This window comes from Siphonobacter sp., from assembly GCF_048595215.1.
Lineage (GTDB): Bacteria > Bacteroidota > Bacteroidia > Cytophagales > Spirosomataceae > Siphonobacter.
The window spans coordinates 17,258-27,791 of record NZ_JBMDWJ010000214.1; the positions used below are offsets into that span (position 1 = coordinate 17,258).

The 10,534-nt window shown below is 49.9% G+C and carries 9 protein-coding genes; 8 read left to right on the forward strand and 1 reads right to left on the reverse strand.

Annotation, left to right across the window (positions count from 1 at the left end):
• Positions 1–67: 67 nt before the first annotated feature.
• Positions 68–1,258, reverse strand: a complete 1,191-nt coding sequence (locus ACOJTG_RS13155) for a molybdopterin molybdotransferase MoeA (RefSeq protein ID WP_420154241.1) — start codon at positions 1,256–1,258, stop codon at positions 68–70.
• A gap of 199 nt (positions 1,259–1,457) precedes the next feature.
• Between ACOJTG_RS13155 and ACOJTG_RS13160 the strand changes: the two genes are divergently transcribed.
• The 8 genes from ACOJTG_RS13160 to ACOJTG_RS13195 all read left to right on the forward strand — a co-directional run.
• The gene (locus tag ACOJTG_RS13160; RefSeq protein ID WP_420154242.1) at positions 1,458–3,671 is read left to right on the forward strand and encodes a DPP IV N-terminal domain-containing protein; all 2,214 of its coding nucleotides are present in this window, start codon (positions 1,458–1,460) and stop codon (positions 3,669–3,671) included.
• A gap of 85 nt (positions 3,672–3,756) precedes the next feature.
• Positions 3,757–4,227 (forward strand): cyclic pyranopterin monophosphate synthase MoaC, encoded by a 471-nt coding sequence (gene moaC / locus ACOJTG_RS13165; protein WP_102200465.1) that lies wholly within the window; start codon positions 3,757–3,759, stop codon positions 4,225–4,227.
• Positions 4,228–4,236: 9 nt separating this feature from the next.
• Positions 4,237–4,842, forward strand: a complete 606-nt coding sequence (locus ACOJTG_RS13170) for an NTP transferase domain-containing protein (RefSeq protein WP_420154243.1) — start codon at positions 4,237–4,239, stop codon at positions 4,840–4,842.
• Positions 4,843–4,866: 24 nt separating this feature from the next.
• Positions 4,867–6,015, forward strand: a complete 1,149-nt coding sequence (locus ACOJTG_RS13175; protein WP_420154244.1) for a mechanosensitive ion channel family protein — start codon at positions 4,867–4,869, stop codon at positions 6,013–6,015.
• A gap of 225 nt (positions 6,016–6,240) precedes the next feature.
• On the forward strand, positions 6,241–8,106 hold the full coding sequence (gene rho / locus ACOJTG_RS13180; RefSeq protein WP_420154245.1) for a transcription termination factor Rho: 1,866 nt from the start codon (positions 6,241–6,243) through the stop codon (positions 8,104–8,106).
• A 294-nt stretch (positions 8,107–8,400) separates the two neighbouring features.
• The gene (locus ACOJTG_RS13185; protein ID WP_420154246.1) at positions 8,401–9,399 is read left to right on the forward strand and encodes an OmpA family protein; all 999 of its coding nucleotides are present in this window, start codon (positions 8,401–8,403) and stop codon (positions 9,397–9,399) included.
• 62 nt (positions 9,400–9,461) lie between these two features.
• On the forward strand, positions 9,462–10,001 hold the full coding sequence (locus ACOJTG_RS13190; RefSeq protein ID WP_420154247.1) for a helix-hairpin-helix domain-containing protein: 540 nt from the start codon (positions 9,462–9,464) through the stop codon (positions 9,999–10,001).
• A 27-nt stretch (positions 10,002–10,028) separates the two neighbouring features.
• The coding region (locus ACOJTG_RS13195; protein ID WP_420154248.1) for a helix-hairpin-helix domain-containing protein at positions 10,029–10,534 on the forward strand (506 nt) is incomplete at its 3' end.

The window sequence follows — 10,534 nt, forward strand, 5'->3', positions numbered from 1 at the left end:
AAACGTGTTCCTGCTTCAATGAAATAGGGACGCAGTAGCGGAATACGAATCGATCCTAGCAGAGGTTTTACCGAAACGCCAGATACGGGAATACCTCATTCGCCTGAAACTCCGAGCGATCGGAGGGTAGTTCCAGAAAACCCGTACAATCCAGCAAATTCGCAAAATCGCCGGAACCGGAACCTTTGAGCGGTCGGGCTATCAAACGGCCATCATCAGCAAAAGTGGCGGCTACGGGTACGAAGTACGTGAGATTAGGTTTAAATACGAGATTTTCCGCCAGTACGGCTTTGGCAGGAACTGCTGATTCGTGGACGAGGTAGGGGCGAACGTACCGTAAAAAGCAAACAAACGTCGATACGGGGTTTCCAGGCAGAGCGAACACCACATTCTGCGTACCCCGCGTGCCGAACCACAGCGGTTTTCCCGGTCGCTGGGCTACCTGGTGAAAATGCTTCTGTACGCCCAGTTTTTCCAGCGTAGCGGGGATGAAATCTTTTTTACCCGCCGATACACCCCCCGTCAGAATCAGGATCTCAAAACGATTCAGAATATCCTGAATGTTCGTCTCCAGGGATTCTGGAAGGTCGGGCAGGTGAAACAATTGGCTCGAAAACCCGATTTGTTGCAAAGCCGCCGCCAGCTGGTAACCGCTCGACCGGCGAATCTGGTGGGGCAGGGGCGTCTGGTTGACTTCCACTAATTCATCTCCCGTCGAAATCAGGGCTACCTTGGGGCGTTTTTCAACCAGTACCTGCGTTTTCCCCACGGAAGCCAGGATTCCGATTTCGGATGATCCCAGACGTGTACCCGTCGGAATAAGCACTTCACCTATTATACGGTCACTACCTTTGGTGTGAATGTTTTGTCCGGGTGTAGCCGGATTTTGCAGGGCCGCGAAGCGTTTATCTCCGTAGTTGGAAAAGGCAAGGTCTTCGTAACGAACCACTGTATTGGTTCCTTCGGGCAGTACCGCCCCGGTCATCACTTCAATAGCCGAGGCTCGGGAAACGAGGTGTTTGGCCGCCTCGCCCGCGTATTGCGTGGCTTCAATCCGGAATAAACCTTCTTGAATGGGAGCTTCCAGATACAGAGCAATACCATCCATGGTCACTCGATTAAAAGGTGGGAAATCACGGTCGGCTGTAATGACTTCCGCCAGCACGCGTCCGCCGGCTTCGTGGAGCCCGACCGATTCAGTACCCCAGTGGATCGTCTGGGAAAAAACAGTAGTAAAAGCTTCGTGTACGGAAAGCATAAGAGCAGCAGCGAACAAATGAAACTCAAAGATGCGAGAGGATGTCTATTCAATCAATGCTTCGGTCGGCGAATGCTTTGTAAATATTAATTTTCTTGGTTCTCTTTGTGGAATTGTGATCGTCGGAAAACCGCTCTGGCCCCATCTGATAAGGATAGCGGTGGGAACCGGCTTCAGTCACGCATGCAAAACCAAGTTTATGAGAAAACAGTCCTTCCTAATCCCCTTGATCATTTTACTGGTTTCGGTGGTATCGCTGGCTCAGCCCAGTACCGAGCCGTATGGCCCCCAGGCCCTGACCATCCTGGATGCCCGCAAGTTTCACTGGTCGCCCGATGGAAATGCGTATTGGCAGTTTCAGAATGGTGAACTCGTACAGGTTGATGTAAAAACGGGTACGAAAACGACGCTCATTAAAAAAGAGCAGCTCATTCCGCAGGGAGCTACCCAGCCCATTCGCGTACTGGCCTTTGATTACCTGCCTACCCTCAAAAAAGCCGTTCTCTATACGAATGCCAAACGCGTGTGGCGGTACCCCACCCGGGGCGATTATTACGTGCTGGATCTGGCGAGTAATTCCCTGAAAAAGCTCGGAGCGTCGCGGCCCGAAAGCTCGCTGATGTTTGCCAAGCTTTCACCCAATGGGACGCAGGCGGCCTACGTCTCCGGTCATAACCTGTACGTAGAAGACCTGAGTACGGGAACGGCTAAAGCTCTGACTACCGACGGTACGGATCGGTTGATCAATGGTACGTTCGATTGGGTGTATGAAGAAGAACTCGACTGCCGGGATGGTTTCCGCTGGTCGCCCGATGGCAAATACATCGCGTTCTGGACGGTGGATGCCCGCAAGATCCGGAACTTCCTGATGATCAACAATACAGATTCAACGTACTCCTTTAACGTCCCCGTTGAATATCCGAAAGCAGGCGAGAAACCGTCTCCAACGTTTGTGAAAACGGTAGAAGTAGCGACCGGAAAAATTACACCGATTCAGATTCCCGGTGAGCCGGATAATAACCTGCTGCCCCGTATGGAATGGATTCCGGGAAGTCAGGAACTGCTCATTCAGCAATTGAACCGTCGTCAACAGGTTAGTACGCTCTACGTAGCCAATGGAACGACGGGAACGGCGAAGGCCATCAGCACCGAAAAGGACGACGCCTGGGTAGACGTTCGTAGTAACTGGGCCGAAAGCGAAGTGACCAACTGGTACTGGCTGGCGGGTAACAAAGAATTCCTGTACCTGAGCGAAAAAGGTGGCTGGCGTCAATTGTACCGCGTTACGAAAGAGGGCAAGGAAACGCTCGTTTCGGCAGAACCCTACGACATTATTAAAATCTATACGGTGGATGAGAAAAACGGTTGGGTATACTTTTCCGCTTCCCCCACCAACGCCACACAGCAGTATCTGTACCGCTTGAAGCTCAACGGTAAAGGAAAAGCTGAACGCCTGACCCCGGCCACGTATGCGGGTACGAATGACTACGAAATTTCTCCCAACGGTTTGTGGGCTCAGCACGATTTCTCCTCGGCTAATACGCAGCCGACGCAGAGCTTCATCAGTCTGCCTTCGCACAAAGCCGCGGATGGCAAAAGTCTGCCGGAATTAAAACCCGGCCGGATGAAAGTCGAATTCTTCCAAGTAAAAACCTCCGAAGGAACCGTAATGGACGGCTGGATGGTGAAACCGACCAATTTTGATTCGACCAAACGGTATCCAGTGGTGTTTTATGTCTACGGCGAACCCGCTTCGGCCACGGTAACCGATCAGTTTGGCTTGGGTTACAACCGTCTGTTTCAGGGTAGTATGGCCGACAAAGGATACATCTACATTTCACTGGATAACCGGGGTACGCCCGCTCCGAAGGGTCGGGAGTGGCGGAAAGCCATTTACCGGAACAACGGCATTATCAACGCCAAAGATCAGGCCCTGGCTACGCAGGAAATCATCAAATGGCCCTTTGTCGATAAAGACCGGATTGCCATCTGGGGATGGAGTGGAGGAGGGATGTCCACGTTGAATGCCCTAATGCAATACCCTGATTTGTACCAAACGGGTATAGCCATTGCGGCGATTTCCAATCTGCACTTGTACGACAACATTTATGAGGAACGTTACATGGGCATTCCGGCGGAAGCCGAGGCTGACTACATGAAAGGTTCACCGATCAGTCACGTGAAAAACCTGAAGGGTAACCTGCTCTACATTCACGGTACGGGCGACGATAACGTTCATTACCAGAATGCGGAGGTACTGATCAACGAACTGATCAAAGCGGGTAAATTGTTCAGTCTGATGATTTACCCGAACCGGACGCACAGTATTTCCGAAGGTCAGGGAACGTCTCAGCACTTGTCTAAAACCTATACGGACTTTTTGCTGAAAAACTGCCCTCCAGGTGCCCGATAATCCGTAAAAAAAGTACATTTGAACGCGTATCCGGGGAGCGACTCCCGGATACGCGTTTTTTTATTGACTTTTGAAAACACACCTTATGAGCTTCACCCATCTTGACGAACAGGCCAATCCAACCATGGTAGACGTGGGCGATAAAGCCGTAACGCGGCGTACGGCTACGGCCCGTAGTGTGGTGCGTCTGCCCGAGGCCGTACTGGCGGCCTTACAAGATGGCGACATTCGTACCAAGAAAGGTCCCGTCTTCCATACGGCCATTATTGCCGGAACGATGGGGGCCAAGAAAACGTCAGAGCTGATTCCGTTCTGTCATCCACTGGGGCTCGATTCCTGTAAATTTCAGATCGAAGTCATTGAAGATCGGGTGCAGATTGACTGTACCTGTGCCCTAGAAGCGAAAACGGGCGTAGAAATGGAAGCCCTCACCGGAGCTACCATTGCAGCTCTGACCGTGTACGACATGTGTAAGGCCCTTTCCCACGAGATCGTCATTGAGGAAACCCGTTTGCTGAAAAAAACCGGAGGTAAATCCGATTTTCAGGGAAAATAATACGCACTTATGGCTTTACTTCCCGATACCGAGGTGACGCCACCGCTCTGGGGATTGGTACTGGGCGGTGGACTAAGTACTCGTATGGGTACGGATAAAGCCTGGCTTGCGTACGGAAACCAGCCGCAGTGGAAACGAGCTTATGAACGCCTGCAACGATACTGCGAATGCGTATACGTATCCGTAAATCCGGAGCAGCAACGGCCATCCGTTGCTAATTGTCAGATTGATTCGTACCAGCAGGGCCCCATGGGCGGATTACTTACGGCCTTCGGAACCAATTCCTCCGTGGCTTGGTTGGTCTTAGCAGTGGATATGCCACTCGTTCAGCACGTTACGCTGGAATCGTTAGTGCAAAATCGCAACCCCGCAAGTCTGGCAACCGCTTTTGCCGGGGCTGATGGGCTACCGGAACCCTTGGTAACGATTTACGAACCCAGGAGTTTTTCGCAGATTCGCTTATTATTTGAAAAAAATCATTTAAGCTTGCGGAAATTTTTAACAACTTCCGACGTTACACTTCTGTGTCCCCCGCAGCCCTCAGAGTTAATTAGCGTTGATACCCCCGAAGCCTACCGGTATTGGAAAGAGCAACTGGCGTCTTCGTCGTGCTAAGGCTTACAATCCCGTTCAGTTCGAATGGAACCGTTTCAAGAATTTTTAAATAAAGTACTGCCAGGTAATCACTGGTTCAATTTTTTTGGTTTTATTGGTACTCTGCTAGTCGGTACCTTACTGCGTCGCCCCATTGGACGTTTACTCAGCCAGGTACTTTTTGCCGTCGTTCGCAAAGTCTCCCGGGAAAACGAAGTAAGTGTACAGGAGTTTGTCGCACTATTACGCCGTCCGCTGGAATACGTTTTTTTACTGGTCATGGTGTATTTTGCTTTCGACCTGATCCGTATTCCCATCCACTGGGGTTTAGCTCACAAAACCGAGTTTGGCATTCGACTCATCCTTTACCGGATTTATAAAAGTTTGCTTATCCTGGCCCTGACGTGGGCTGTGATTCGTTTCGTTAAGTTTCTGGCTGTCGTATTTAAACGAAGGGCCGAACGGACCGAAACCAGAGTAGACGATCAGTTAGTACCTTTTCTGAAGGACATTCTGATTGTGCTGGTGGTGGTCATTTCCGGATTAATCATTACAGGCAAGATTTTTAATATTGATGTTGCGACGCTGATTGCAGGGTTAGGTATTGGAGGTATCGCGGTCGCTCTGGCTGCCCGCGAAACGCTCGAAAACCTGATCGCTTCCTTTACCATCTTTGCCGATGGATCCTTCGTCGTTGGCGATTCCATTCAGATTAGCCAGACGATGGGTGACGTCGAAAAAATCGGATTTCGCAGTACACGTATACGCACGGTAGACGGAAGTATGATGACCGTTCCCAATCGTTTGATTGTCTCTCAAATGTTGGAAAACCAGAGTCAGCGGGAGTTCAGAAGAGCTAAATACACCATTCGTCTGGATTTAGGAACGTCTGCGGAGGCGTTGAAGCAAGTGATTGATCAAATTCAGGACGCTATTGATGCCCATGAATTTACTAAAAACAAGCCCGGTATTATCCGTTTTGATACCTTCGGCGATCAGTCATTTGACGTGTTGATTATTTATTACGTAGAAACTAGTGATTTCCGAACATTCAATCGCGTGAAGGAAGAGCTGAATTTTAAAATTATGCAGATTGTCGAAGCCAACGATGTTCGCTTTGCCAGCCCAATCAGCACCGTAAATCTTAAAAATGATTTTCAAACCCAGTCCGTCAGTGATAATTCGCTGTCTTAAAAAAGTTTACATAGAGATATTGACAAATTGCTGAAGAACATTTTACCTTTGCAATTCATTCACCCCAGCGACGCATCCCAGAAGCCGGAACCATCCTCTTCCCCGACAGTAGTAGCTTTTACCCTCCTGTGAATGAATTCGAAAGAACCCAACGCATTTATCAATTTCGCCTGACTATCCTGTTTCATTCTATTCCGGCACGGCCGTGATTGATACGTAATTTTCATGTATACATCAGAAGAGCTGAGTTTGCGGCTGCTGTCCGAATTGAGAGCAATCGCAAGGGAGTTGAGTATATCCAATCCAACCCAACTGTCCAAATCCGAACTCATTACCAAAATTTTAGAGCGGCAAACTTCCCAAGAGAAGCCCGCTAGTCCTACCCCTATGCCAGCAGCATCCGATAAACCACGGGCTCGTCGTACACGAAAAACGGCCCAAGAGCCCGCTGCACCTTCCGCTCCCGAAGCGGAATCTATAAGTTCAGAAGTACCAGAGGAAGTTCAAGAAAGCCCTGCTGCATTGATTCCTGCATCTCAACCCGAGCCTACTCCGGTTGAAGTACCACCTACTACGACGGCCCAGACGGAATCCGAAAATCGCCACAAACGCACCCGTATTCGTCGGGGTGGGGTTTCCGAAGATTTACCTGATACTACACCCGTACCGGTTACGCCGGTGATAGAAGAGCAGGAACAGGCATTTGAGCCCGTAGATGAAATGGAAATCCCCGCCGAATTGGCAAACGATTTCTCATTAGATGAAGCGTATCAGTCCACGATGGAGGTGATGCCTTCAGAAAGCGAATCAGCACCGGCAGTCAATCCGGTAAGCCCTGATCCGAATCGTCCCAATACTCGTGAAACCCGTGAAGGTCGTACCGACGAAAGTGGTCAGCCTTTGCAGCCCAACCCGCGATCGCAGCAATTGCAGCAGCAGGTGAAGCGGAATTATAACCAGCACATTCGGGAATTTGACGGGCTTATTGAAAACGAAGGCGTACTCGAAATCATGTCCGATGGTGGATACGGTTTCCTGCGGTCAGCGGATTACAATTACCTGGCTTCCCCTGATGATATTTATGTGTCTCCTTCCCAGATCAAGCTGTTTGGTCTGAAAACGGGCGATACCGTACGCGGAGCCATTCGCCCGCCGAAAGAAGGAGAGAAGTACTTTGCCCTGTTACGGGTTGAGTCCGTAAATGGAAAAACAACGGAAGAAATTCGGGATCGGATTCCATTCGAATACCTGACGCCGCTGTTTCCGACGGAAAAACTGAACCTGTTTACTTCGGGCCGCGAAAATTCTACCCGTATTCTCGATTTGTTTGCTCCGATCGGGAAAGGACAACGGGGGATGATCGTTGCTCAGCCTAAAACGGGTAAAACGGTATTACTGAAAGAAATCGCTAACGCCATTGCCCGTAATCACCCGGAAGTGTTCCTGATCATTCTGTTGATTGACGAACGTCCCGAGGAGGTAACCGATATGCAGCGTAGTGTGAAGGCAGAAGTGATTTCTTCTACCTTCGATGAACAGGCGGATCGTCACGTGAAAGTATCCAGTATGGTCCTGGAAAAAGCCAAGCGGATGGTCGAATGCGGGCACGATGTCGTGATTCTGCTGGATTCCATTACACGTCTGGCCCGTGCCTACAACACCGTGGTACCCTCTTCCGGTAAGATTCTCTCGGGTGGGGTAGATGCCAATGCCTTACACAAACCCAAACGATTCTTCGGAGCGGCCCGTAATGTGGAGAACGGCGGTTCGCTGACCATCATCGCTACGGCCCTGATCGAAACCGGAAGCCGGATGGATGAAGTAATCTTCGAAGAATTCAAAGGTACGGGTAACATGGAACTCCAGCTGGATCGGAAACTGTCCAACCGTCGGATGTTCCCTGCCATCGACGTACCGGCTTCGGGTACACGTCGCGAAGACTTGCTTATGGATCCCGAAACGCTCAAGCGTGTCTGGATTTTACGGAAGTACATGTCCGACATGAACTCGGTGGAATCGATGGAGTTCCTGCTCGAAAAAATGAGAGGTACCCGTTCGAACGAAGAATTCCTGTTGTCAATGAATCGCTAAGATTTAACCTTAGGATAAATGTATATGAAAAGCCTCGCCTACGGGTGAGGCTTTTTTTATAACTTTTTGCGTTAAATACGGTTGCTTTTTAAGTGATTCTGCCAAACGCCTGGATAAAGCGAGGCAAGATTGGAATCGAAAGTATATTTGCATTTATCATTCAATTCTTGTTGCTTTCGATGAGGCTTCTGTCTTTTTTCGTTACTCCGAATCGTGAATGATCCCCACCTCCTGAAGCTTAGTCTAAGAAAACAAGTTTATGTTTATCGATACATTTATTAGCTAACCTTCTGTATGTCAATCGCCAAAACCCTGACATGGCTGGTACTCATCGGCTGGATAGCCGGAGGGACTTACTGGCACGTCTGTCAGATTAAACAATTGTGTGATGGAAACCCCAAACCCCTTACGAAAACGGAATCGTCGGAAGCCTTTGTCAGTGCTGCCTTGGATATTCAGGACGGAGCCCATTTCCACGTTACCTCTGAAAACAACCTGAGTTTTGGCCGGTCAAACGGACGAGTTGTGACGGGAGCCGTCGAGCCTCAATTACAGGCACTGGCGGGTTACTTAAAGGAGAAGTCTAAGAAAACGCTGACTGTTACGGGCTTTTATTCATCCGTTGAGGAAAACAATACTTCGTTTCCTACGCTGGGGCAAGCCCGGGCGGATGCCATCCGTCAGTATTTTGTGAAGGCTGGGGTCTCACCAAATCAGTTGCGAATCGATGCTAAACAACTGGATCTGGCCTTTAGTCCAGCTGATTCTATCTACGGGGCTGGATTTGCATTTGCGGGTACTAACGAACTTCCTAATACAGTTGCTGAAACCAGCGTAGCCGAGCCCGCAGTATCTGAACCCGCTGTGGTTGAATCGACTGAACCTGCTCCCGCCTTACGAGCACCGAAGGGACAAACCGAAGAAGAACTAGCGGCGGCGGCAACGTATGAAGGGATTTTCAAGCCTATGGATTTGTATTTTCCACTCAGTAGTAATCAGTTTATTCGGACGAAAGACAATGACAAATTTTTTGAGGAGGCAAAGAAGTACCTCAAACAACATCCAAATAAACGCCTGACGCTGATTGGTCATACCGACAGCGAAGGCCCCGACGATCATAACCTGCGTTTATCGAAAAGTAGGGCGGAAGCGGTAAAGAAGCAGTTTATCCGAAAAGGCATGAAAAGCAAACAACTGGTAAGCGATGGAAAAGGCGAAACGCAACCCATTGCCGATAATGCCCTGCCCGCGGGTAGAAAGGCCAACCGCCGGGTTACGATCGTTGTTCAGTAACAAAAAATGTAAGTAACTAGCCATTTTGGCAGGTTAGCTTCTCTTTCAAATCACTGTAATGTATGTATGAACATTTTAATCCCTTACAACTGGAAAGTGCGTGGCTTCAACACCTGCTTTTTCTGTTAGGGGCGGGTATCCTGGGGTACTTGATTGGATTTCTGAAAAGTAAGAATACACTCCATCATCTCGAAGCGGAAATTCGCCAGATAGAGTTTGACCTGGATCAGTGCCATAAAGGCCTGTACGTGCCCAAGCCGCCAGTCCGAACCGCCGGTCCGCTGCCCGAACCCATTGTGGCTCCGCCCGCGGAAGAAGCCATACAGCCGCTTGCTGCCGTACCGCACGAAGAAGATGACCTCAAAAAAATTGAAGGAATCGGGCCGAAGATTGAAAAGCTCCTTCACGAGGCCGGCATCAAAACGTTTGCTCAACTGGCCGTAGCCGAACCCTCACACGTGATGTCCATTCTACGGGCGGCGGGTTCCCGGTTTCAAATTCAGGATCCCAATACCTGGCCCCGTCAGGCTCGCCTGGCTCAGGAGGGCAAGTGGGATGAACTTCGGGCCTGGCAACAGGAACTGCAAAAGGGGAGAGAATAAACAGAGCATCATCCTTCGACATCAACTATGTTACTCCTACAATCATTAAGTCAGAATATTCCCATTGCCGTACTCGAAGCGGTCACGTTTATGAGTTTGGTGGCTGGTCTGGGCTGGTTACTGGGCCGCCGGGCCTTGCACAGCAAGATCGACGCAATGCAAATGCAAATCGCTACCAAGCGGGTAGAATTAGAGCACTGCCGCGAGTCAAAAACGAATCCATCCAAGCCGAAACCACCCGTTCCCGTTGTCGTGGAAGAACCACCGTTGATGGAAATTCCGATGGACATAACGCCGATTGAAGGTATTCCAGGAATCACTGCCGCAACGGCCGCTCCGATCTTATACGAAGAACCCGATGATCTGAAAGTCATTGAAGGCATCGGTCCCAAAATCGAGCAGCTGTTAAATAATGAAGGTATTTCCAGCTTCACTCAGCTAGCCGCCGCTTCGCCCGAACGGATTAAAGAAATTCTGAATGCCGCCGGATCCCGATTCCAGATGCATGACCCTACGACCTGGCCCGACCAAGC

What these genes read in the sequence shown, in the direction of transcription:
- ACOJTG_RS13155 (WP_420154241.1), bottom strand. Translation starts at nt 1,258, where the DNA reads ATGCTTTCCGTACACGAAGCTTTTACTACTGTTTTTTCCCAGACGATC.
- ACOJTG_RS13160 (WP_420154242.1), top strand. Translation starts at nt 1,458, where the DNA reads ATGAGAAAACAGTCCTTCCTAATCCCCTTGATCATTTTACTGGTTTCG.
- moaC (WP_102200465.1), top strand. Translation starts at nt 3,757, where the DNA reads ATGAGCTTCACCCATCTTGACGAACAGGCCAATCCAACCATGGTAGAC.
- ACOJTG_RS13170 (WP_420154243.1), top strand. Translation starts at nt 4,237, where the DNA reads ATGGCTTTACTTCCCGATACCGAGGTGACGCCACCGCTCTGGGGATTG.
- ACOJTG_RS13175 (WP_420154244.1), top strand. Translation starts at nt 4,867, where the DNA reads ATGGAACCGTTTCAAGAATTTTTAAATAAAGTACTGCCAGGTAATCAC.
- rho (WP_420154245.1), top strand. Translation starts at nt 6,241, where the DNA reads ATGTATACATCAGAAGAGCTGAGTTTGCGGCTGCTGTCCGAATTGAGA.
- ACOJTG_RS13185 (WP_420154246.1), top strand. Translation starts at nt 8,401, where the DNA reads ATGTCAATCGCCAAAACCCTGACATGGCTGGTACTCATCGGCTGGATA.
- ACOJTG_RS13190 (WP_420154247.1), top strand. Translation starts at nt 9,462, where the DNA reads ATGTATGAACATTTTAATCCCTTACAACTGGAAAGTGCGTGGCTTCAA.